The organism is Budvicia diplopodorum (genome assembly GCF_009800925.1).
Classification (GTDB): Bacteria; Pseudomonadota; Gammaproteobacteria; order Enterobacterales; family Enterobacteriaceae; genus Budvicia; species Budvicia diplopodorum.
In genome coordinates this window covers 218,374-240,641 of sequence record NZ_WOYF01000001.1, presented here as the reverse complement: position 1 = coordinate 240,641, position 22,268 = coordinate 218,374, and the positions used below count along the sequence as shown (strand labels likewise).

Sequence of the window (22,268 nt, the reverse complement as noted above, 5' to 3'; positions counted from 1 at the left end):
CTTACGACATAAAATACCCGCTTTTCTGTTATTGCTCATTTCATTTCATTCGCCGATCCTGAATAATACGCCACCGGCCTATCGGCGGATTAAGGAGACCGTATGTTTTATCCTCTTATCAGGAAAATGCTATTCCAGCTTGATCCTGAACGTGCACACGAATTTACCTTTAGCCAGCTCCGACGCCTTAACGGCAATTCACTAAAATGTCTGATTCGCCAGTCCATTCCTGATAAACCCGTCACCTGTATGGGGCTTAAATTTAAAAACCCTCTCGGTCTTGCCGCCGGTCTGGATAAAGACGGCGAATGTATTGATGCTTTAGGCGCGATGGGGTTTGGATTCATTGAAGTCGGTACCGTAACGCCCAAGCCTCAGCCGGGAAATGATAAGCCCAGGCTATTTAGGATCGTACCTGCTGAAGGGTTGATCAACCGAATGGGATTTAATAACCATGGCGTTGATAATCTGGTTGAGAATTTAAAGAAAACTCATTTTGATGGCGTTATCGGCGTTAATATTGGTAAGAATAAAAATACTCCGCTAGAACAGGGGAAAGATGACTATTTGATATGTATGGAAAAAGTATATCCGTACGCCGGATATATAGCCGTAAATATATCATCTCCAAATACCCCCGGATTAAGAAGTTTACAATATGGTGAAGCGCTTGATGATCTATTAATTGCGATCAAACAAAAGCAAATTGAATTAGAAAAGCGACACGTTAAATATGTACCTGTAGCCGTAAAGATCGCACCGGATCTTTCTGAAGAAGAATTGATCCAAATAGCGGATAGTTTAGTTCGTCATAATATAGATGGTGTGATTGCAACCAATACAACATTAGATCGTAAATTAGTTCAGGGACTAATTAATAGCGATCAATCCGGTGGGTTAAGCGGTCGGCCATTACAATATCGTAGCACCGAAACGATCCGCCGTTTATCGACAGAGCTTAACGGTAAGTTGCCTATTATTGGCGTAGGCGGAATAGATTCGGTGATGGCTGCCAGAGAGAAAATGGATGCCGGATCCTCATTAATTCAAATTTATTCCGGCTTTATTTTCAAAGGTCCGAGATTAGTTAAAGATATTCTCACACATATTTAATATAAATTAGTATTAATTAATAACCGGGGCTTTATTTTTATCCCCGGTTGTTCTATATTTAGGACGTTTAGTTTTACCCAACACCATTGATGGTAATTACCCGAGCATTGTCACATTAATTAAATACTAATCTGTTGGTATTAATTAGCGTGAAAATGGGAAAGGTAAATTAATTTTGCTTCATAGTTTAAGGATAGAGTAATGAGGATTAAGCCAGATGATAACTGGCGCTGGTATTTTGACGCTGAGCACGATCGATTAATGTTAGATTTATCTAATGATATGCTTTTTCGTTCGCGTTTTTCCGCCAAAATGTTGACGCCTGATGCGTTTACCGAATCCGCATTTTGCGTTGATGATGCCGCGCTATATTTTGAGCTAGAAGAACGCTGCCGTTGCTTATCGTTAACCAACGACCAGCGCGCTGAACTGATATTAAACGTACTAACCGCTCATCGTTTTTTAAAACCGCTGATGCCTAAAAGCTGGCACTTTGTGCAGCAGGGGGCGGAAATACAGCCTAATCGTTGCGATCTGGTGGCAGTAAAGCTCATTGAAAACGGTGAAATGGCCACGTTATTGGTGGTGGATGCCGGTGAAAATGCCAGTCTGTGCCTTATTGCTCAGCCTGTAATGACGCTTTCCGGTAAATGTATGCAGTTAGGCGACCCGATTAAAATCATGCATGACAGACTTTGTACTGTGATGATTGAAGAGCCTCGCTTGCCTCAGAATTACCGGTATGCACAAGCCGTCTAATCAAACTAGCTTATTTAATTAAGCTAGTTTGATGTTGCCTTTAGGCACACAGCTACAGGCAAGTATAGAACCATCCCGTTTAATGGCTCCTTTTCTCATGGCGCTCACTTCTCCTGCTTCCAGCATTATCTTGCAACACCCACAAATTCCTGCGCGGCATGAATAAGGGATCTGAATATTATTTTGTTCCAGCTGCTCTAATAATACCTGCTGATTGTTACCGATGAAGGTATGCTCTCCGTAGCTGATAACCACGTTCTTTGGCGTTACCGGCTCGAGTTCTAGATTTTCAATCGGCTGGCTGGATTTATACGTCCGGGCCGGATGGGTTGCCAGAACCTCGATTTTATCACCTAAGCGAATAACGCCATTGTTGCGCGCTATCAGATTCTGACCAAAATCAACGTCACCATTCTCTGCGGTACGGAACTGCTGAAGGGTACGTAGAGGCTCTCCTTGCGGATGCTTACGCCCATTTTTAGTATTGACCGTGGTCAGTACACAGCGGCTGCACGGTTTAACCAAATCAAAAATGACTTCACCGATTCGAATGGTTTGCCAGCCGTCTTCGGCAAATGCTCCCGCTCCCCGGATAATCAAATTCGGGCGAAATTGTTCAATAACGATATTTGACGGGCAGCGTAGCTGCAGCGCTTCGAAAGAGGCTTCGTTGAGTAGTAAATAGGGAAAACCATCGGCAAATGAGAGCGGCACTTCCGGCCGGTTTTTCACCCTGCGGGTTAACTCTTCACCAACCCAGCGTAGCTGAACCTCGCGCTTGAGATAGCCGCTTAGCCATTGATTGATCTCCGTTGGCGCTATGCGAGCAGTAAACCGGTTGCCCCATACTTCAGTCGGCGAGTGAGACGCTGAAAAATCACCAAATGAAACCGTACGGCTTTGACCATCAGGCGCGGTAATCGAAACGCCGTTAATCAATAATGCCGGAGTAAAACAAACCAGCGAAGGGTATTGGCGAGCGGTAATAAACGTACCGTTAGTATCGGTAATCATAAATATGCGGTCAAAGGCCAGACCACTTTCAGTAACCTGTGCATGAGAAAGTTCTAAACCTCTCATTGACTTAACCGGATGTACGTATAGACGGGCAAGATTAACCACGTGAAACTCCGTTTATGACCAACAATTTTTAACTAATTTAGATTATTACCGCGGGTAGACCTAAGGCGAGCTATCCCAAACGGCTCCATCTGCTGTCCGCTAGAATCTTTTCAGCAATTAATGATGGGTAACTTTATGACAAAGTCAGCGGATTGGCTATAATGCACCACTATTTTTATTATGCGGTGTAACGTTATGATCTCTTTGTTTGCCAGTACGGCGCGTGGTCTGGAAGAATTATTGAAAACCGAGCTAGAAGCGCTGGGGGCAAGTTCCTGTAAAGTGGTTCAGGGAGGTGTGCATTTTGAAGGCGATGAACGTCTTATGTATACCAGCCTGTTATGGAGCCGACTGGCTTCGCGCATTTTACTTCCATTGAGTGAATTCCGCGTACACAGCGATATGGATCTCTATTTGGGCGTTAATGCCATTAATTGGCCATCGCTGTTTAGCGTAGATAAAACGTTTGCCGTTAACTTCACCGGTACCAATGAAGAGATCCGCAATAGCCAGTACGGTGCGTTAAAAGTTAAAGATGCCATCGTTGATAGCTTTACCCGCAAAGTGCAGGAGCGGCCTAACGTGGCTAAACTGCAGCCCGATATCCGGATTAACGTTTATTTGCAGCGTGATATGGCAAACATCGCCATTGATTTGAGCGGTGATGGCCTGCATCAGCGCGGTTATCGTGATATGGCCGGTCAGGCTCCGCTGAAAGAAAGCCTCGGTGCCGCAATCGTTATGCGTTCCGGTTGGGAATCAGGGTCGCCAATGGTCGATCCTATGTGTGGCTCCGGTACCTTATTAATTGAAGCGGCCATGATTGCATCCGATATTGCACCGGGGCTAAAACGTGAATACTGGGGCTTCAATCAGTGGTCAGGCCATAATCCTGAACTTTGGCGCGAACTCTTAGCTGAAGCTCAGGTCAGGGCAAACCGAGGTATTAATAAAACCGAATCCCGTTTCTTCGGCTATGACCATGACCGCCGGGTGATTGAAATTGCCAAAAGCAATGCCCGCAGAGCCGGAGTAGCAAGCCTGATGGAGTTTGAGGCCCGGGACCTGACTCGCTTAACTAACCCGTTACCCGAAGGGCCAAAAGGTACGGTATTAAGCAATCCGCCTTACGGTGAGCGCTTAGAAAGTGAACCGGCATTGATTGCGTTACACAGCGCGCTGGGCCGGATTATGAAACAATCGTTCGGCGGGTGGAATCTTTCTTTATTCAGCGCCTCACCTGATTTATTGAGCTGTTTGCAACTGCGTGCAGGGCGGCAGTTTAAAGCCAAAAACGGTCCCTTGGACTGCGTGCAAAAGAACTATCAACTGTCAGAGAATCAGCGCAGCCCGACTGAAAGCATTGACGGAGCCGTTGCTGGTGGTTTTGAAAATCATGGCGGTCAGCCGGTACAAATAGCCGCTGATTTTGCTAATCGTTTACGTAAAAATGCCAAAAAACTAGATAAATGGGCTAAGCAAGAAGGTATCGAATGCTATCGCCTGTATGACGCTGACTTACCTGAATACAACGTTGCTGTCGATCGCTACGGTAGTAAAGTTGTTTTACAGGAATACGCTGCGCCGAAAACGGTCGATGCTCAAAAGGCCCGGCAGCGGTTGTTTGATGCGATTAATGCAACGCTGGCCGTATTGGAATTACCGGCCAGCGCCTTAATTTTGAAGGTGCGTGAAAAGCAGAAAGGTAAGAACCAATATGAAAAACTGGCTCAGAAGGGCGAGTTTTTCTTAGTGGATGAATATGGCGCTAAGCTGTGGGTCAATCTGACCGACTATCTGGATACTGGACTATTCCTCGATCACCGTATTGCCCGCCGAACGTTGGGTAATCTAAGCAAGAATAAAGATTTCCTCAATTTGTTTGCTTACACCGGCACGGCCAGCGTACATGCAGGGATCGGGGGAGCCCGGAGTACCACCACGGTTGATATGTCCCGTACTTATCTGGAATGGGCTGAGCGCAACCTGCGGGCTAATAGTCTGTCCGGGCGTCAGCACCGTTTGATTCAGGCTGACTGCTTAGGCTGGATGCATGAAACAACCGAGCAGTTCGATGTGATTTTTATCGATCCGCCAACCTTCTCAAATTCTAAACGAATGGAAAATAGCTTCGACGTTCAGCGGGATCATCTGGAACTCATGGTCGATCTGAAAAAGATGCTGCGCACCGGCGGGACGGTTATGTTCTCCAACAATAAGCGCGGTTTTAAAATGGATACAGATGGCCTGACTAAGCTAGGCTTAGTAGCTGAAGAAATTTCGGAGAAAACGCTTTCTGTTGATTTCGCCCGTAACCGACAAATTCATAATTGCTGGCTGATAAAGCACGCCGGCGAGGGTAAGTAATACAATGTCTTTAATTAATTTGTCCGGCGCATGGATTTCCTTCAGCGATGCGCCGCTATTGGATAATACTGAACTACATATCGAACCCAATGAGCGCGTCTGTTTAGTCGGCCGTAACGGCGCCGGAAAATCGACCCTGCTTAAAGTGCTAAGCAAAGAGCTGCCGTTAGACGATGGCCGGATCATTTTCGAACAAGATTTAGTGGTTGCGCGTTTGCAACAGGACCCTCCACGTAACGTTGAAGGCAGCGTGTATGACTTTGTTGCCGAGGGAATTGCAGGGCCCGCCGAATTATTGAAAGAGTATCAACATTTATCGCTATTGGTCGGCCACGATCCCAGCGATAAAAATTTGAACCGCATGTCAGTTTTACAGGAAGCGCTGGAACATCAGGACGGATGGCGTATTGATAGCCAAATCAGAGATGTTTTAGCTCGTTTAGAATTATCTGCGGATGTTCCACTGTCTTCTCTATCGGGTGGTTGGCTGCGTAAAGCTGCGTTAGCCCGGGCGCTGGTGTGCTCACCGGACGTTTTGTTACTGGATGAACCCACTAACCATTTGGATATCGAAACCATATCCTGGTTAGAAGAGTTTCTGAAAGAATTTCAAGGCAGCATCGTTTTCATTTCTCACGATCGTTCATTTATTCGCAGCATGGCTACGCGGATCGTCGATCTGGATCGCGGAAAATTAGTCTCGTGGCCGGGCAATTACGATCTGTATCTGGAAGGGAAAGAAGAGGCGTTAAGGGTCGAAGAGTTACAAAATGCCGAGTTTGATCGGCGTTTGGCCCAGGAAGAGGTATGGATCCGCCAGGGAATTAAGGCTCGCCGTACGCGTAACGAAGGCCGGGTTCGCGCATTAAAAGCGATGCGTAATGAACACGCCGCTCGCCGTTCGACGATGGGTACGGCTAAGATGCAGGTCGAGGAGTCAATCCGGTCTGGCAAGATCATTTTTGAACTGGAAGACGTTAATTACAGCGTTGACGGCCGTAGGCTGGTCAGGGATTTCTCCGTTCAGGTGCAGCGTGGAGATAAGATAGCGCTAATTGGGCCAAATGGCTGTGGTAAAACCACGTTATTAAAGCTCATGCTGCAAGCATTACAGCCCGACAGCGGTAAGGTTCGCGGTGGTACCAAGCTTGAGGTCGCCTATTTTGATCAGCACCGGGCTGAATTAGATCCTGATAGAACGGTGATGGACAATTTGGCCGAAGGCAAGCAGGAAGTGATGGTTAACGGTCGCCCTCGTCATGTGCTAGGCTATTTACAGGACTTTTTGTTTCATCCTAAGCGTGCTATGACGCCGGTTCGGGCATTATCCGGCGGTGAGCGTAACCGCTTGCTGTTAGCCCGACTGTTTTTAAAACCAAGCAATTTGTTAATTCTTGATGAACCAACTAACGACTTAGATATTGAAACATTAGAGCTGCTGGAAGAGCTACTGGACGAGTATACCGGTACGGTATTGCTGGTCAGCCACGATCGTCAGTTTGTTGATAACTCAGTGACCGACTGTTGGATTTTTGAGGGTGACGGTGTTATTAAGCAATACGTTGGTGGCTATTATGATGCTCATCACCAGCGGGCTAACGTCAAAGAGCTAAAAGCGCCGCTGAATGCGGTACCGGTCAAGGCTGTGGCTGAAAAGGTCGAAGAGAAGAAGAAATCGGCCAACAAGATGAGCTATCGTTTGCAGCGTGAGCTTGAAGAACTGCCTGCCCGCATTGAACAACTGGAGGCAGATGTTGCTAAGATTCAGGCTCAGGTAAGCGACGCTTCGTTCTTTAACCAGCCTCATGACGTGACGCAAAAAGTGCTGATGGATTTAGCGGCAGCTGAACAGGCGTTCGAAGAGGCATTCGGGCGTTGGGAAGAGCTTGAAGCGCAGAAAAACGCATAAGAAGAGTAATAGTAAGGGTTCTCGGTAGGCTACAAGCGCCGGTTCCCCTGAACTTTTCTTTATTAGTCAGGTCCATTTGATGTTGATAATGGATACATTTCTTAACCATAAAAGGTGGTGGTTATGTGTAAAGATGCAAGCTGTTCCCATGCATCACTACCACAAATAAAAATGATAGCTGGGCATCCAGAAAAACAGACGGATGCTGGCAGGGCGCCGTCCGAAACGGACGGCGTGATGCTGTGTCCACAGTGTGACCTGATGGTGACGTTACCCGACGTTGCCGAAGGGGATAAAGCGGTTTGCCCTCGCTGTTATACAACATTAAGTACCCGTTGGGTTGAGCCATGCCTGCAACCGGTATGCTACGCCGTCAGCGCTTTGGTGATGATGGTGTTTGCTAATCTGTTCCCCTTTATCAATATGCGTGTGTCGGGCATCTATAATCAAATTCGCCTGATTGAAATACCTCAGGCCATGATGAATGATGACTACTCCAGCTTAGCCTATCTGTTTCTTATTTTTGTTCAGCTCATACCTGCGTTTTGCATGGTTGCCATTATCCTTCTGTGTTTAAACGTTCCTCTTCCATACCGCTTAAAAGTGATTATGGGTCGAGTTATATACCTCGCCAAAGCCTGGTGTATGGTTGAGATCTTCTTAGTTGGCGTGCTAGTCAGTTTTGTTAAGCTAATGGCCTATGGCAATATCGGCATAGGTCTGAGCTTTGTTCCGTATTGCCTTTTTTGTTTACTTCAAGTCAGAGCGTTTCAATGTACTGACCGTTACCTGTTTTGGCAAAATATTCGGCCTGCACCCGCGTTAACCAAAACGCCAAAGCCGGGGGTCTCAGGTAAGGATCAAGGGTTGAGACTGTGTCCATGCTGCACCGCAATATTGCCTGCAGATCTAAAAGAGTGTCCGCGCTGTCATACCGTGGGGTATGTCAGAAAGCCAAATAGCCTGCAGTGGACAATCGCATTGCTTGTTACTTCTATTATGCTTTATATACCGGCTAATATATTGCCGATCATGGTGACCGAAGTGCTGGGAAACCCGATGGCATCGAACATTATGTCGGGTGTGATTTTGCTGTGGGAGGATGGGTCATATCCGGTGTCGTTGGTTATTTTTATTGCCAGTATTATGGTACCAACGCTGAAAATTCTCGCTATCCTCTGGCTTTGCTATGACGCTTCAGGAAAAGGCGCAATTAAAGGTCGTCAGGATAGAGAACGGATGCATGTTATTTATGAAATTGTCGAATTTGTTGGCCGTTGGTCAATGATAGACGTTTTTGTTATTGGCGTATTATCAGCGCTAGTGAGGATGGGGCGGTTAATGAGTATTTATCCCGATATTGGCGCATTGCTATTTGCCGTCGTGGTTATCTTGACCATGATTGCCGCGATGATGTTTGATCCCCGTCTATTATGGGACCGTAAGCAAACTATAACGAATAAGGAGCCTGATAGTGCAGAATAGTAATCAGGACGTTGCAAAAATTGAAACGATAAAACGCTGGTCGCCGGTGTGGATTATACCGATTCTTACGGTATTAATTGGTGCCTGGATCCTTTTTTACCATTTTAGCAATCAAGGCCCGTTAGTTACTCTGGTTACCGTTAATGCCGAAGGCATTGAAGGCGGAAAGACGGCAATAAAAAGCCGAAACGTCGATATCGGTATGGTTGAGTCAGTTAGCCTAAGCGACGATCTAAAACAGGTCATTATTAAAGCGCGTTTGCATAGCAATATGGATAAACTGCTTAATAAAGATACGGTTTTCTGGGTGGTTAAGCCACAAATTGGGCGTGAGGGTATCTCTGGCTTAAATACCTTATTGTCTGGAGCCTACATTGAGCTCTTACCCGGACACAGCAAAACGGCTGCAAGCAGTTTTAACCTAAAAGACAGCGCGCCTTTAGCCTCTGAGGATACTAAAGGTTTACGCATAACGTTAGAAAGTAAGCAGCCAAACCGGCTAAACGCTGGCGATCCGGTGCTGTTCAGAGGTTTCCGCGTTGGTACCGTTGAAAGCAGCGAGTTTGATCCTAAAGATCGAGCGATGCGCTATCGTCTGTTTATTATGGATATATATCGCGGACTGGTATCAAGCAACGTACGCTTTTGGCAAGACAGCGGTATTGCGTTCGATATGTCTTCACAAGGGGTGCGGGTTGAAATGGCCTCGTTAGACACCTTGGTGACCGGTGGGGTTAGCTTTGACTTACCTGACGGCTGGGCGGTCGGTAATTCAGTGAAAGATTTTGAGAAGTTTGAGCTGTATTCCGATCGGAAGAGCATTCAGGAGTCTTTATATACTCAGCACGAAGATTTTGTGCTGTTCTTTAAAGACTCTATACGAGGCCTAGAGCCTGGCGCTCCGGTTGAGTTTCGTGGCGTAAGAATTGGTACCGTTTCTGAAGTTCCATTCTTTATGCCAGAGCTAAAATCTCATAATAAAGAAAATGACTACTATGTACCGGTTCTGATCCGAATTGAGCCCGATCGGATACAAAACCGCTTTGGTAAAGATTTAGATATTAAAGGGCACTTGGCCGAAGCGGAAGGAAATGGGTTAAGGGCTGCGATGAAGTCCGGTAACATCCTGACCGGTGCGTTATATATCGATTTAGATTTCTATCCTGATGCAAAACCGTGGACCGGTCCGACTAAGGTTTATGACTATCCATTGATTCCAACGGCTAGCGGTGGTCTGGCGGAAATTCAGCAACGGCTTTTCCAGACTTTGGATAAGGTTAATAAAATGCCGATTGAGCCGATGCTGAATGAAATGACCGAGACGCTAAAACAGACCCGTAGCACTATGGCTAACCTGAATGCCATTCTGGCCAGTAAGGAAGTGAACAACTTACCGAAAGACATGCAGAAAACGCTGGAAGAGCTCAATCGTAGTCTGAAAGGATTCCAGCCGGGATCGTCTGCATACAGTAATATGGTTTCAGATATGCAACGCCTCGATCGGGTGATGCGTGAACTACAACCGATATTACAAACGCTAAATCAGAAGAGCAACGCACTGGTGTTCGAAGCGCCGAATGCTAAAGATCCTCAGCCGAAGAAGGCCAATAAATGATGAAATGGAACATTGCCGTTATCGCGCTGTTGCTCAGCGCCTGTAGTAGTCAAAGTGAGGTTTCTTATTATCAACTGCCCCCGATCGCAGGCGTACAGGCTGTTAGCCTGAATAGCAATACCACTAAGCAGTTGTGGATTGAGAACGTCACCGTGGCTGATTTTCTTAGCGGACCGGGTATTGCCTATCAAACCAGCGATGTGAAATACACGGTTGCCCAGAATAATCTCTGGGGCAGCGGTCTGGATCAACAGTTAAAACAGACGCTGGCTGATAACCTAAGCAATCTGCTACCGGGGCGGATTATTTCAGGGCAGCTAGTCAACGGTCACGATGCCGACGTTCTGAACGTTACGGTGACCGGGTTCCAAGGGCGCTATGATGGCTATGCCGTTGTTAGCGGTCACTGGATGCTACAAAGTGATAATAAAGTTATTCGTCAACCATTTAATATAGAAATGCCGTTGCAGAAAGACGGTTACGATGAACTGGTTTATTCTCTGGCAAATGCTTGGCAAAAAGAAGCCGTTGCAATTGCCGGAGTATTAAAAAACTAAGTTAACCGTGCAAAAATGTGACCGTTGGGTTCTGGGTATCATACTAATATTAAGAAAGGAGTTTGATTTCAATGAAGTTTAATCAGGTTATTTTGGGTTCGTTTGTTTTAAGTGCCTCTCTGTTATCTCCCGTGGTTAATGCGGCGGATAAAACATGGACTTTAGGCGCGAGTGCAACATTTGAGTTATACCCTTATAAAGGCGTTGATAACGAAGTTAAGCCTTTTCCGGCAATCAGTTATGAAGGTGATAACTTCTTTGTTCGTGGTACCGGAGCGGGTGCTTATTTATGGAATGATAAAGAAAATCAGCTGGCGCTGAACCTTTTCTATTCTCCATTACACTTTAAACCAAGCAACAGCGATGACCGTCAGATGAAGGAGCTGGATAAGCGCCGTTCAACCATGATGGGTGGCGTGAGCTATAAGCACATTGCCGATTGGGGAACCATTCGCACCTCGCTTTCTGCCGATATGCTTAATACCAGCAACGGTTTATATGCTGACGCAGCCTATTTGCATCCTATCAAGTTAAATAATCTAAAATTAACTCCAGGAGTAGGCGCTAGCTGGTATAGCGGCAATTTCAACGATTACTACTATGGTGTCAGCGGTAATGAATCGCGTCGCAGCGGACTAGACCGGTATGAGGCTGGCAGCAGCTGGGCGCCTTACGCCGAACTGACTGCTAATTATGCGCTTGATGATAACTGGAGCGTTTTTGCATCCGGTCGTTATACCGTCTTAGACAGCGAAGTTAAAGATAGCCCGATGGTCGATCAGTCTTATTCCGCCTTCATTGCAACGGGCGTTACCTATAGCTTCTAATTCTATAGCGCTCGACTGACCAAAAATAAGGCCGGCCAAGTAAAATCGGCCGGCCTTATTCTGTCTTCAACCACTGAGACTGGTTAATTAACCGTTACTTCTGCTCATTTTTATGGCAGCGGATAGTGGCAGATAGGTACTGTGGTTTGTTGCTAGTAATTGTTTTTGGATGAGTTACGTAGGCAGTTTCCACGCAGACCATGGTTTTATATCCGTCATCCGGCATATCAGCCATCGCTTTTGACGCTTCAGAACCCGGATTCCAAGCAACAACATCGCTGGCATTTTTATGATGAATTTCAATGCTGCGGCCGTTAGCCGGATCGGCTATCAGGCTAAATGACTCCGGTTTGGTATATACCCGGTCAACCAATCCGCTAAATTTCAGCGTCTTATCCGTTGTGGAATGTTCTCCACCGGCAACCTTATCAAGGTAGTCAGGGCCCAGACCGGATACCGAAGTTTGGTCGATATCGCCAATGTTAAAATAGCTATGCAGGGCCGCGGTAAAGGTGTAATCACCGTGTGGCTCAAGCTCTATTTCACAGGTTTCACCCATTTTTATTCGCGCTATCAGATTAAACGAATGAGGCCATAATTTCCGGGTTTGCTCATTATCTTCCAGCGAGAAAGTGAGCCACACACACTCTTCGTTTTCGTCATGCGCAATTAACTGCCATTCTTGGTTTCTTGCAAACCCGTGCATAGGGTCGGCAACTTTGCCAAACCACGGCCAGCAAATAGGAACGCCGCCGCGAATGGCAACACCCTGTTTAAAATTGGTTTCAGAGCTAAGCCATATTACCGGTTGTTGACCTTCAGGCTGCCATGATAAGACGTGGGCACCCTGTAGCGATATCGCACCTTTAGCTTTAGGATGGTTAATGACGATGATAGATATATCATCTTTCTTATGTAAGGTCAGGCAGGGGGTAATACGTTGGTCTATGGGTAAGGAAAAAAGAAAGTCTGACATCTGTTGCTATCCTTTTAGTCATTCTGAGTTACTGAATAATATTATCTCAATATAGCTAAAAAAAAGGGCAGCCCATAAGCTGCCCTTTATTATCAGATACTCGCTAACGTCTTATTTAGAAACGTGAGCGATTAAATCTAATACTTTGTTTGAATAGCCGATTTCGTTATCGTACCAAGCAACAACTTTTACGAAGTTACCATTCAGAGCGATACCTGCTTTCGCATCAAATACTGATGTACATTTCTCGCCTAAGAAGTCGGTAGAAACAACGTCATCTTCGGTGTAACCCAGAACGCCTTTCAGAGCGCCTTCAGAAGCATCTTTCATCGCCTTACAAATTTCTTCGTAAGTTGCAGATTTTTCTAAACGAGCGGTTAAGTCAACAACAGACACGTCTGGAGTTGGTACACGGAAAGCCATACCGGTTAATTTACCGTTTAGCTCAGGAATAACTTTGCCTACTGCTTTAGCTGCGCCAGTAGATGATGGGATAATGTTTTGAGCTGCACCGCGGCCGCCGCGCCAATCTTTGTGAGATGGGCCATCAACGGTTTTTTGAGTCGCAGTAGTTGCGTGAACGGTGGTCATCAGCGCTTCAACAATACCGAACTTGTCGTTCAGTACTTTTGCAACTGGTGCTAAACAGTTAGTGGTACAAGATGCGTTAGAAACGATGTCTTGGCCAGCATAAGTTCCGCAGTTAACGCCCATAACGAACATTGGGGTGCTATCTTTAGATGGACCAGTTAACACGACTTTTTTAGCGCCAGCGGTAATGTGTTTACGCGCGGTTTCATCGTCAAGGAACAGACCAGTTGCTTCAGCAACAACGTCAACGCCGATTTCGTTCCACTTAAGGTTAGCTGGATCTCTTTCTGCAGTTACGCGAATTTTTTTACCGTTAACGATCAGTTGACCGTCTTTCACTTCAACGGTGCCTTTGAAACGACCGTGAGTAGAGTCATACTTCAGCATGTACGCCATATATTCAGCGTCGAGCAGGTCGTTGATTCCAACAACTTCGATATCAGAACGCTCTTGAGCAGCACGAAATACGAAACGACCGATACGGCCAAAACCGTTAATACCTACTTTGATAGTCATATTGTTCCACCAGCTTGGTTGTTAGTGAATGAAGTGAATTTCATAACCTACCCGTAAAATTACAAAAACCTTGCAAAACGTCAAGCGGAATCGTGTCAATTGTTGCTGAAAATCACAAAATGGACGCCAGATTTGAGTTCATACCGTGCCTGAGATTGATGGTTTTTTGTACTCTAACAGGGATTCATCGGGTACCGATTAGTTAATTATAACCACTTTCAGAAACAATAGGGTAATTATTGGTTCCAGTGCACACAAATTGATAAATGTTAGACCCGTTATTCCCTATTTTTTGTTAATATATTGTTATGGTTAGTTCCACGAACGGCATAAACCGTAATTGTTGGGTAAAGGAGTAATAAGTGTCTAATTCATTGAATAACAAATCGAATACGCTAACTGATATACAGCAATTTATTACTCAGCAACGGGGAACTGAAGCGCCTTATAGCGGAAAGCTATTGCATAACAAGCTATTGGGGACTTATCACTGCATCTGCTGTGATTCGCCGCTTTTTGACTCAGATACTAAATTTGATTCTGGCTGTGGCTGGCCTAGCTTTTTTGAAGCAGTGACCCCCGATGCAGTACGGTATATCGATGATTATTCTCACCATATGCATAGGGTAGAAATCGTTTGTAATCAGTGCAATGCTCATCTAGGACACGTTTTTCCCGATGGTCCTCCGCCGACGGGAAAGCGCTATTGTATTAACTCCGCGTCGATGCAATTTATTGACAAAGAGACGGGAGAAAAAACCTCTGGTTGATTTTTCATCCCAATTATTAACAAAATCGATTCAGCACAAAATGACCTAGATAGTAGAAGTAGGGTAGAGGTACCGCTTATATTTTTGCTTTGTCGCATCAATTATTGGGAATGCTAAAGATCAGATGATAGGGAAACGGGTGAGGGACTGATTAACAATAAAAACCCGGTTTTAACCGGGTTTTTATTGTTGGAACTAACGCTGAGTGTTGTTTATTGGCTGTAGCTACAGCTTAAACAATAAATATAGCGATGGCCGGGATCGTTCATATTGCTGAAAAAGCCGGGTTGATTTTGAAGCTGGCTGGCAACCTGACGAAACGGTGCCGGTAATTGGGCCTTTATTGCGTCAGGCAGCAGGGATTGAGCTGAAACTGAAACCTGTCCGAGTAAAATCTCATCCAGCTTAGGTTCACTGGTGACCCAGTTAATTTCATAATTATCCAGCTTCGCTAGCTCTGCTGCCTTTTTCAACGCATCGTCAAAATCACCCAACTCATCGACTAGCCCATTGTTTTTGGCATCAGAACCAATCCAGACTCGGCCCTGCGCGATGCTATCAATCTGCTCTGGCGTTTGGTTACGTGATTTAGCCACCAGATTAATGAAGGTGTTGTAGCCATTCTCGATGGTCATCTGCATCATTTGTGAGAACTCGGGCGACAATGCTTTGGTAATGGTCGCATCGGCCATCGGAGACGTTGATACACCGTCGGTATGTACGCCGATGGACTCCAACGAGTTTTCAATGGTATTGATGACGCCAAAGATACCGATAGAGCCGGTCAGCGTGCTCGGGCTGGCAACAATATAATCAGCCGGCGTTGATATCCAGTATCCGCCCGAAGCCGCAAGCCCGCCCATGGAAACCACCACGGGTTTGCCAGACTCTTTCAGCGCTTGAACTTCAGCGCGAATAAGTTCAGACGCGGTAACGCTGCCGCCGGGGCTATTAACCCGAAGAACCACCGCCTTTACTTTGTTGTTCAGGCGAGCGTCTCGCAGCTGTTTTGCCGTAGTGTCTCCGCCGACCATACCGGGCATTTCAGGGCCATCAACGATGGCTCCGTTGGCAAAAATCACCGAAATTTCAGACGTGGCCGCTTGTTCTTTTACCGTTTCAGGTACCTGATAGTTATAGATACTGGTGAAATTAAAGTTTTTGTTTTCGCTATTCCAGCCAAAATCTTTCGTTAGCCGTTTTTCAACTTCGGGGCGAGAAGCCAGCTCATCAACCAGCTTATTTTTTAATGCCAGACTGGCAGTATTACCGTCGTTATCTTTTAACTGCTTAATCAACACATCCATCGTGGGATAAAGTGTCACAGTGGAAATATTCCGGTTAGCGGCCACGTCGGTTAAGTAGTTTGACCATAGCGCATTGACCCAACGGCTGTCTGCCTTGCGGGCCTCCGGAGACATATCATCACGGATCATTGGTTCAACAGCCGACTTAAAGGTACCTACCCGAAAGATATTGGTGGTAACTTTCAGCTTCTCTAGCAAAGACTTGTAGTAAAGGTTGTTGGTTGCTATGCCCTGTAACATGACAGTCCCCTGAGGGGATAGATAAATCTTATTGGCAAAGCTGGCCAAGTAATACTGGCTCTGGGTATAGCTATCACCGACAGCATAAACAGGCTTACCGGAGTCACGAAACTCTTTTAATGCCTTACCGATATAGCGTAGAGATGGCTGATCGGCACCTAAGAAGTTATTCAGGGATAAGACGATACCGGTAATTTTTGGATCGCCTTTGGCATAACGAATTTGTTTAACAATATCGAACAGAGAGTTTTCCTGCGCATCCCGGTTAGAGCCCATCAGCTCTTGTCCGATTTGACGTAGCTTATTGTCGGAGCTCGGGGTGTCTACAATAGAACCACTCAAATCCACCAGTAATGCGCCGGTTTCCGGGTGCGCGGTACTTGACTGCATTTGAAAATAGATACCAATGCCGACCAGAACAATGATGATAAAGATAATGTTTAAAAAGGCCTGACGGATAAAGTTTAGTGTCCGCCAGCTCCATTTAAATAGAACCCCAATAAATTCGAATAGTGACCGCATGTCTGCTCCGGTGTTTGAGCCGTTGATAATAATTAGGCTTATCCTAAAGGTTGATGGCAAAAAAGTCAGTGTTAAATAGCTAAACTGTTACGTTATTTTTGTGTTTGCTACAAATATTTAACTTACAATAGCCTGCATATTTCCATCAGGCTATTTTCATCAGGAGTGTTTATGGATGCATTAGAACTGTTATTAAATCGTCGTTCAGCGTCTCGTTTAGCCGAACCGGCGCCGGAAGGCGAAGCGTTAGAGAACATTATTCGTGCCGGTATGCGAGCCCCGGACCATGGCACTCTCCAACCTTGGCGTTTTGTGATTATTCAGGGTGATGCTCGTGAACGCTTTGGTGACTTACTATTGGCCGCCGCGCTGGATGAAGGGCAAGATGAAGCCGTTCAGGAAAAATCGAAAGTAGGTCCTTTGCGTGCTCCGATGATTATTACCGTGGTAGCCCACTGTACTGAAGCGCATAAGGTTCCATACTGGGAACAGATTGCGTCAGCCAGCTGTGCGGTTCAGGCGATGCAAATGGCCGCGGTTGCGCAGGGATTTGGCGGAATTTGGCGAAGTGGCTTCTGGACTGAAAACGGCATCGTTCGGCAAGCCTTTGGCTGTCGGAAACACGACGCTATCGTTGGTTTTCTCTACTTAGGTACTCCGGTAGTTCAACCGGTGAAGGTTAAGGCACCTGATACCACTCCTTTCGTTTCATATTTCTGATACAGGCTAAACGCGATGGGGCTTTTCGCTTAACGACGATCTCAACTTTCTTCCGTTAAAGCCCTTCACCGGCGGTTACTGTTTTACTGATTAATCAAAACCCGACGCGTTCGGGTTTTGTTTTATATCCCATCCTATCGATTTTTTACCCCGGAAGTTTGTGCAAAATATTCAGGATATAGACGGTATATCTTATCAATAGGGGCCGGGCGCGTTACTATATAAGATTAATTCAAGATCGTGGCTCACGCCGGAAAGGGGAATCGAAAATGGAACAACAAAGCGTACGCTTAACGCAGTATAGCCACGGCGCTGGCTGTGGCTGTAAAATCTCACCTAAGGTATTGGAAACCATACTCCATACTGAGCGAGAGAAGTTCATCGACCCTAATCTGCTCGTTGGTAATGAAACCCGCGATGACGCCGCCGTTTATGATATCGGCAACGGTATTGGTATTATCAGTACTACTGATTTTTTTATGCCGATTGTCGATGACCCGTTTGATTTTGGCCGTATTGCGGCGACTAACGCGATCAGCGACATCTATGCCATGGGCGGTAAACCCATCATGGCGATTGCTATTCTGGGCTGGCCAGTCGATAAGCTAGCGCCGGAGATTGCGCAAAAAGTGATTGATGGTGGGCGCCATGTTTGCCAGCAGGCCGGTATTTCGCTGGCGGGCGGTCACTCGATTGATGCGCCTGAACCCATTTTTGGTTTAGCCGTTACCGGTATGGTCAGTACTGAACAAATTAAGAAGAACAGCGCGGCTAAAGCTGGCTGTAAACTTTACCTGACTAAACCGTTGGGTATTGGCGTTCTGACAACCGCAGAGAAGAAAAGCAAGCTACAGGCTATTCATCAGGGCGTTGCGACTGAGACCATGTGTCAGCTTAATAAACCGGGTGCCGACCTTGCCAAAATTGAAGGCGTCACGGCCATGACCGACGTCACCGGGTTTGGCCTATTGGGCCACTTAAGTGAAATTTGTCAGGGCTCAGGCGTTCAGGCTAACGTTTGGTTTGATACGATCCCCAAACTGCCGGGCGTAGAACAGTATATTGCACAAGGATGCGTTCCCGGTGGGACTCAGCGTAATTTTGATAGCTATGGCCATATGGTGGGCTCCCTGACCGATCTACAGCGCCAGCTGTTGTGCGATCCTCAGACTTCCGGTGGCTTACTGATTGCCGTATTGCCGGGTTCTGAGCCGGAAGTTCAGGCGATTGCGCAACGTTACCAGATGACGTTAACGGCTATCGGTGAGCTGATTGAGCCCCAACAAGATCGTGCACTGATTGAGGTTGGTTAATGTTTCGTAGTGATAGTGATGATTATCGTCATATATTTCTGAATGATATTCCTTTAATCGATGTGCGTGCTCCCGTTGAGTTTTCTCAGGGCGCTTTTACCCATGCGACTAATTTACCCCTGATGTCAGATAATGAGCGGGAAAGCGTTGGCATTTGTTATAAGCAACGTGGGCAACAGGAGGCGATTGAACTCGGTGAGCGCTTAGTCAGCGGCGATGTTAAGCGGCAGCGTATCGAACGGTGGATTGCATTTTGTCAGCAGCATTCTGATGGCTTTCTGTACTGTTTTCGCGGCGGTTTACGTTCTCACATCGCGCAGCGCTGGTTGAGTGAAGCAGGCGTTGACTATCCGTTGATCGAGGGAGGATATAAAGCGTTGAGAAACTTTCTGATCGCTGAAAACTGCCGCTCGGCCACCATGCCAATGCGTATTATTGGCGGGAATACCGGCAGTGGTAAAACGTTGATGGTGCGCGAGCTACCTTTCGGCGTCGATCTTGAAGGCGCTGCCAGACACCGGGGCTCATCTTTTGGTCGAACCATTGCCGGTCAAAGCACCCAAATTAATTTTGAAAACCGACTGGCGGTCGATCTATTGAAAAAGCGCCATGCGGGCGTTTGCCACTGGGTGATTGAAGATGAAGGTAAAGCCATCGGGGCAAACCATGTACCTTTAGAGATTTATGACGGGATGCAGCGCGCTGGCATTGTAGTGATTGACGATCCTTTAGATATTCGTCTTGGCCGCTTGCAGCTGGAATATATTGACTCGATGAGCGCTGATTTTGAACGTGCTTACGGCGCGGAATACGGCTGGGTACAGTTTAGTGAATATCTACATCACGGTCTGTTTGCTATTCGTAAACGCTTGGGTATGGAACGGTATCAGGTTGTGCTTAACGAGCTCGATTTAGCTCTTGAATATCATCAGTCAGGGAAGGGCAGTTCAAAACACGAAAACTGGCTGGTCCCGTTGCTCAATGAATATTATGATCCGATGTATAATTACCAGCTGGGTAAGAAGTCTGAACGTATTATTTTTCGGGGAGATTATGCCGCGGTTCGTGAGTTTTTATTACACGATGCGTTATCTCACAATGTATTAGTACAAGATAAAGCCTGATGCGTTTATTTATTGCCGAAAAGCCAAGCCTTGCCCGGGCTATTGCAGACGTTTTGCCTAAGCCTCATAAACGCCAAGATGGTTACATTGTTTGTGGTAACGATCAGGTGGTTACCTGGTGCGTTGGCCATTTACTCGAGCAGGCACAGCCAGATCAATATGATGCCCGCTACGCCCGCTGGTCATTAGCCGATTTACCCATTATTCCTGAAAAATGGCAGCTTAAGCCGCGGGAGTCAGTGGCTAAGCAGCTTAATGTGATTAAGCGTTTGCTTGCCGATGCCAGCGAAGTGGTTCACGCCGGTGACCCTGATAGAGAAGGGCAACTGCTGGTTGATGAAGTTCTTGATTATCTTGAACTGAACGCTGAAAAACGCCAGCAGGTCCGCCGCTGTTTGATTAACGATTTAAACCCACAGGCGGTTACCCGGGCCATAGATAAGCTACGAGAGAATCGCGAATTTATTCCGCTTTGCGTTTCCGCCCTGGCCCGTGCTCGGGCCGACTGGCTGTATGGCATCAATATGACCCGGGCTTATACCATTCTCGGGCGAAATGCTGGCTATGACGGCGTTTTATCCGTCGGGCGAGTACAAACACCGGTGTTAGGCTTGGTGGTTCGTCGCGATGAAGAGATCGAAAATTTCGTAGCGAAAGATTTCTTTGAAGTTAAAGCCCACGTCATTACCCCGTTAGATGAGCGTTTTACCGCTGTCTGGCAGCCGAGTGAATCCTGTGAGTCCTATCTGGATGAGGAAGGTCGCCTGTTAAATCGGGCGCTTGCTGAGCACGTTGTCGGGAGAATTACCGGCCAGCCAGCATTGGTAACGGACTATAATGACAAACGGGAGTCTGAAGTCGCGCCGCTGCCGTTTTCACTCTCTGCGTTACAAATTGAGGCTTCTAAACGCCACGGTTTTAGCGCTCAATTAGTTTTAGACCTGTGTCAGCGCCTTTATGAAACCCATAAGCTGATCACTTACCCTCGTTCAGACAGCCGCTACTTGCCGGAAGAGCATTTTGCCGAACGGCATACCGTTCTGGCCGCGATTGAAATTCATCAGCCTAACCTGTTTCCGTTACCGCTGTTGGATACCGGAAAGCGTAACCGTTGCTGGGATGACAAAAAGGTCGACGCTCACCATGCGATTATTCCTACCGCCCGCAGTTCATCAACTTCTCTTTCTGAAGATGAGCGCAAGATTTATGAGCTGGTTGCTTTGCAATACCTGATGCAGTTTTGCCCCGATGCGCTTTATCGCAAGTGCGTTATTGAACTGGACATTGCTGGTGGTAAATTTATCGCCAAGGCGCGTTTTTTAGCCGAAGCCGGCTGGCGAACGTTACTGGGAAGCAAAGAGCGCGATGAAGAAAATGAAGGAACCCCGCTGCCGGTAGTCGCTAAAGGCGATGAGTTACTGTGTGAAAAAGGCGAAGTGGTTGAACGTCAGACTCAGCCACCGCGACCGTTTACCGACGGTTCGTTACTGTCAGCGATGACCGGTATAGCCCGCTTCGTTCAGGATAAAGAGCTAAAAAAAGTGCTGAGGGCAACCGACGGGCTTGGGACCGAAGCGACCCGGGCCGGTATTATTGAGCTGCTATTTAAGCGTCGTTTTTTGCAGAAAAAGGGTCGGACCATAACGGCAACAGAGACAGGAAGGACGCTAATTCACTGTTTACCTGAAATTGCCGCCAGACCGGATATGACCGCCCATTGGGAGTCGACGCTCACTCAAATCAGTGAAAAACAGTGTCGCTATCAGGACTTTATGCAGCCAATGGTCGTGACGCTTCAAGAGTTGATCTATCAGGCTAAACGTAACCGGGTTCCACCGGTATTTAAAGGTATTCAGCAACAGCAGTCAGCCGCTACCGCGGACGATGCTAAGCCAAAGAAGAAAAGGGCAAAAGCAGTCAAGAAAAAAGCCGAAGAGTGAGGGCGTTGAACTCTCGCTAGCACCGTTGCCGATAGGCTGCTAGCAGGGGGATATCTGCCGGTGCTAATGGGTAATTTTCAATCTCTTCAGGATATAACCAAAGAAAACGGCTATGGCAGCGGAGCTGAATGGTTCCGCTGAAGGACGTAACTCGCCACGCTTGTAAATGCAGAGTGCGTTCAGCCTGATAAAGGGTGCTAGTGGCAATATAGTCAGTGACCTGTACGTTGCTGATTGCCAGTTCTTCATAAAGCTCCCGGCATAACGCTTGCTGCGGCGTTTCACCGGTTTCAATTTTCCCGCCGGGAAATTCCCAATAGCCCGCCAAATCGCTTTGGGCATCCCTCTGGGCAATCAGGATCCTGCAGTTGTTGGGGCTACCGTCTTCAATAATGGCGGCAACTACATTAATGACTTTAACGTCACTGGCTATTTTCATGTTGTCTTAAAGCGTGGTTACATTTAATTAAATTAAAAGGCGCGATGTATTTAATA

Annotated in this window: 18 protein-coding genes; 13 read left to right on the top strand and 5 right to left on the bottom strand. The window is 46.7% G+C overall.

Annotated features, from left to right (window positions below; genetic code table 11):
* Window positions 1–102 precede the first annotated feature (102 nt).
* Together pyrD and GVI43_RS01045 are read left to right on the top strand one after the other, a co-directional pair.
* Window positions 103–1,113 (top strand): quinone-dependent dihydroorotate dehydrogenase, encoded by a 1,011-nt coding sequence (gene pyrD / locus GVI43_RS01050; protein ID WP_159564533.1) that lies wholly within the window; start codon window positions 103–105, stop codon window positions 1,111–1,113.
* Between the two features lie 201 nt (window positions 1,114–1,314).
* On the top strand, window positions 1,315–1,872 hold the full coding sequence (locus GVI43_RS01045; RefSeq protein WP_159564531.1) for a cell division protein ZapC: 558 nt from the start codon (window positions 1,315–1,317) through the stop codon (window positions 1,870–1,872).
* Window positions 1,873–1,890: 18 nt separating this feature from the next.
* Here GVI43_RS01045 and GVI43_RS01040 read toward each other — a convergent pair whose 3' ends face one another.
* Window positions 1,891–2,994: a YcbX family protein gene (locus GVI43_RS01040; RefSeq protein WP_159564529.1), complete on the bottom strand. Its 1,104-nt coding sequence runs from the start codon at window positions 2,992–2,994 to the stop codon at window positions 1,891–1,893.
* A gap of 195 nt (window positions 2,995–3,189) precedes the next feature.
* Here GVI43_RS01040 and rlmKL point away from each other — a divergent pair, with 195 nt between their 5' ends.
* The 6 genes from rlmKL to GVI43_RS01010 all read left to right on the top strand — a co-directional run bounded on the left by rlmKL (window position 3,190) and on the right by GVI43_RS01010 (window position 11,754).
* Window positions 3,190–5,361, top strand: coding sequence for a bifunctional 23S rRNA (guanine(2069)-N(7))-methyltransferase RlmK/23S rRNA (guanine(2445)-N(2))-methyltransferase RlmL (rlmKL, locus tag GVI43_RS01035; RefSeq protein WP_159564527.1), 2,172 nt, complete (start codon window positions 3,190–3,192; stop codon window positions 5,359–5,361).
* A gap of 4 nt (window positions 5,362–5,365) precedes the next feature.
* On the top strand, window positions 5,366–7,270 hold the full coding sequence (locus tag GVI43_RS01030) for an ABC transporter ATP-binding protein (RefSeq protein ID WP_159564525.1): 1,905 nt from the start codon (window positions 5,366–5,368) through the stop codon (window positions 7,268–7,270).
* Between the two features lie 171 nt (window positions 7,271–7,441).
* Window positions 7,442–8,755, top strand: a complete 1,314-nt coding sequence (gene pqiA / locus GVI43_RS01025) for a membrane integrity-associated transporter subunit PqiA (RefSeq protein WP_170324305.1) — start codon at window positions 7,442–7,444, stop codon at window positions 8,753–8,755.
* Complete coding sequence (pqiB, locus tag GVI43_RS01020) at window positions 8,739–10,370, top strand: intermembrane transport protein PqiB (protein WP_170324306.1); 1,632 nt, start codon at window positions 8,739–8,741, stop codon at window positions 10,368–10,370. Before pqiA ends, pqiB begins: the two co-directional genes overlap by 17 nt.
* Window positions 10,367–10,927, top strand: coding sequence for a membrane integrity-associated transporter subunit PqiC (gene pqiC / locus GVI43_RS01015; RefSeq protein WP_159564521.1), 561 nt, complete (start codon window positions 10,367–10,369; stop codon window positions 10,925–10,927). Before pqiB ends, pqiC begins: the two co-directional genes overlap by 4 nt.
* A gap of 71 nt (window positions 10,928–10,998) precedes the next feature.
* Entirely contained in the window at window positions 10,999–11,754 is a 756-nt protein-coding gene (locus tag GVI43_RS01010; protein ID WP_159564519.1) for a MipA/OmpV family protein, read from the top strand.
* Window positions 11,755–11,848: 94 nt separating this feature from the next.
* On the opposite strand, the gene GVI43_RS01005 is transcribed toward GVI43_RS01010, so the two are convergent.
* Window positions 11,849–12,730: a D-hexose-6-phosphate mutarotase gene (locus tag GVI43_RS01005; RefSeq protein WP_159564517.1), complete on the bottom strand. Its 882-nt coding sequence runs from the start codon at window positions 12,728–12,730 to the stop codon at window positions 11,849–11,851.
* A 111-nt stretch (window positions 12,731–12,841) separates the two neighbouring features.
* The gene (gapA, locus tag GVI43_RS01000) at window positions 12,842–13,837 is read right to left on the bottom strand and encodes a glyceraldehyde-3-phosphate dehydrogenase (RefSeq protein ID WP_159564515.1); all 996 of its coding nucleotides are present in this window, start codon (window positions 13,835–13,837) and stop codon (window positions 12,842–12,844) included.
* Window positions 13,838–14,199: 362 nt separating this feature from the next.
* On the opposite strand from gapA, the gene msrB reads away from it, so the two are divergent.
* The gene (gene msrB, locus GVI43_RS00995) at window positions 14,200–14,607 is read left to right on the top strand and encodes a peptide-methionine (R)-S-oxide reductase MsrB (RefSeq protein ID WP_159564513.1); all 408 of its coding nucleotides are present in this window, start codon (window positions 14,200–14,202) and stop codon (window positions 14,605–14,607) included.
* Window positions 14,608–14,819: 212 nt separating this feature from the next.
* On the opposite strand, the gene sppA is transcribed toward msrB, so the two are convergent.
* Window positions 14,820–16,676: a signal peptide peptidase SppA gene (gene sppA, locus GVI43_RS00990; protein ID WP_159564511.1), complete on the bottom strand. Its 1,857-nt coding sequence runs from the start codon at window positions 16,674–16,676 to the stop codon at window positions 14,820–14,822.
* 171 nt (window positions 16,677–16,847) lie between these two features.
* Here sppA and GVI43_RS00985 point away from each other — a divergent pair, with 171 nt between their 5' ends.
* From GVI43_RS00985 to GVI43_RS00970, 4 genes are all read left to right on the top strand, one after another.
* Window positions 16,848–17,396: an NAD(P)H nitroreductase gene (locus GVI43_RS00985; protein ID WP_159564509.1), complete on the top strand. Its 549-nt coding sequence runs from the start codon at window positions 16,848–16,850 to the stop codon at window positions 17,394–17,396.
* A gap of 269 nt (window positions 17,397–17,665) precedes the next feature.
* Window positions 17,666–18,709, top strand: coding sequence for a selenide, water dikinase SelD (gene selD, locus GVI43_RS00980; protein WP_159564507.1), 1,044 nt, complete (start codon window positions 17,666–17,668; stop codon window positions 18,707–18,709).
* A complete protein-coding gene (gene mnmH, locus GVI43_RS00975) occupies window positions 18,709–19,833 on the top strand; it encodes a tRNA 2-selenouridine(34) synthase MnmH (protein ID WP_159564505.1) in 1,125 nt (374 codons plus the stop codon). The genes selD and mnmH overlap by 1 nt, the downstream gene beginning before the upstream one ends.
* A complete protein-coding gene (locus tag GVI43_RS00970; RefSeq protein WP_170324300.1) occupies window positions 19,833–21,773 on the top strand; it encodes a DNA topoisomerase III in 1,941 nt (646 codons plus the stop codon). Before mnmH ends, GVI43_RS00970 begins: the two co-directional genes overlap by 1 nt.
* Before the next feature lie 16 nt (window positions 21,774–21,789).
* Here the strand turns inward: GVI43_RS00970 and GVI43_RS00965 are convergent, their stop codons facing one another.
* Window positions 21,790–22,212: a pyrimidine (deoxy)nucleoside triphosphate diphosphatase gene (locus GVI43_RS00965; RefSeq protein ID WP_159564503.1), complete on the bottom strand. Its 423-nt coding sequence runs from the start codon at window positions 22,210–22,212 to the stop codon at window positions 21,790–21,792.
* Window positions 22,213–22,268 lie beyond the last annotated feature (56 nt).

Excerpts from the sequence above, each read along its gene's own strand:
- mnmH (WP_159564505.1), top strand. The coding sequence starts at position 18,709 with ATGTTTCGTAGTGATAGTGATGATTATCGTCATATATTTCTGAATGAT.
- pqiA (WP_170324305.1), top strand. The coding sequence starts at position 7,442 with ATGATAGCTGGGCATCCAGAAAAACAGACGGATGCTGGCAGGGCGCCG.
- GVI43_RS00970 (WP_170324300.1), top strand. The coding sequence starts at position 19,833 with ATGCGTTTATTTATTGCCGAAAAGCCAAGCCTTGCCCGGGCTATTGCA.
- GVI43_RS01045 (WP_159564531.1), top strand. The coding sequence starts at position 1,315 with ATGAGGATTAAGCCAGATGATAACTGGCGCTGGTATTTTGACGCTGAG.
- gapA (WP_159564515.1), bottom strand. The coding sequence starts at position 13,837 with ATGACTATCAAAGTAGGTATTAACGGTTTTGGCCGTATCGGTCGTTTC.
- GVI43_RS00985 (WP_159564509.1), top strand. The coding sequence starts at position 16,848 with ATGGATGCATTAGAACTGTTATTAAATCGTCGTTCAGCGTCTCGTTTA.
- rlmKL (WP_159564527.1), top strand. The coding sequence starts at position 3,190 with ATGATCTCTTTGTTTGCCAGTACGGCGCGTGGTCTGGAAGAATTATTG.
- GVI43_RS01005 (WP_159564517.1), bottom strand. The coding sequence starts at position 12,730 with ATGTCAGACTTTCTTTTTTCCTTACCCATAGACCAACGTATTACCCCC.
- GVI43_RS00965 (WP_159564503.1), bottom strand. The coding sequence starts at position 22,212 with ATGAAAATAGCCAGTGACGTTAAAGTCATTAATGTAGTTGCCGCCATT.
- GVI43_RS01010 (WP_159564519.1), top strand. The coding sequence starts at position 10,999 with ATGAAGTTTAATCAGGTTATTTTGGGTTCGTTTGTTTTAAGTGCCTCT.
- pyrD (WP_159564533.1), top strand. The coding sequence starts at position 103 with ATGTTTTATCCTCTTATCAGGAAAATGCTATTCCAGCTTGATCCTGAA.
- GVI43_RS01030 (WP_159564525.1), top strand. The coding sequence starts at position 5,366 with ATGTCTTTAATTAATTTGTCCGGCGCATGGATTTCCTTCAGCGATGCG.
- pqiC (WP_159564521.1), top strand. The coding sequence starts at position 10,367 with ATGATGAAATGGAACATTGCCGTTATCGCGCTGTTGCTCAGCGCCTGT.
- sppA (WP_159564511.1), bottom strand. The coding sequence starts at position 16,676 with ATGCGGTCACTATTCGAATTTATTGGGGTTCTATTTAAATGGAGCTGG.
- selD (WP_159564507.1), top strand. The coding sequence starts at position 17,666 with ATGGAACAACAAAGCGTACGCTTAACGCAGTATAGCCACGGCGCTGGC.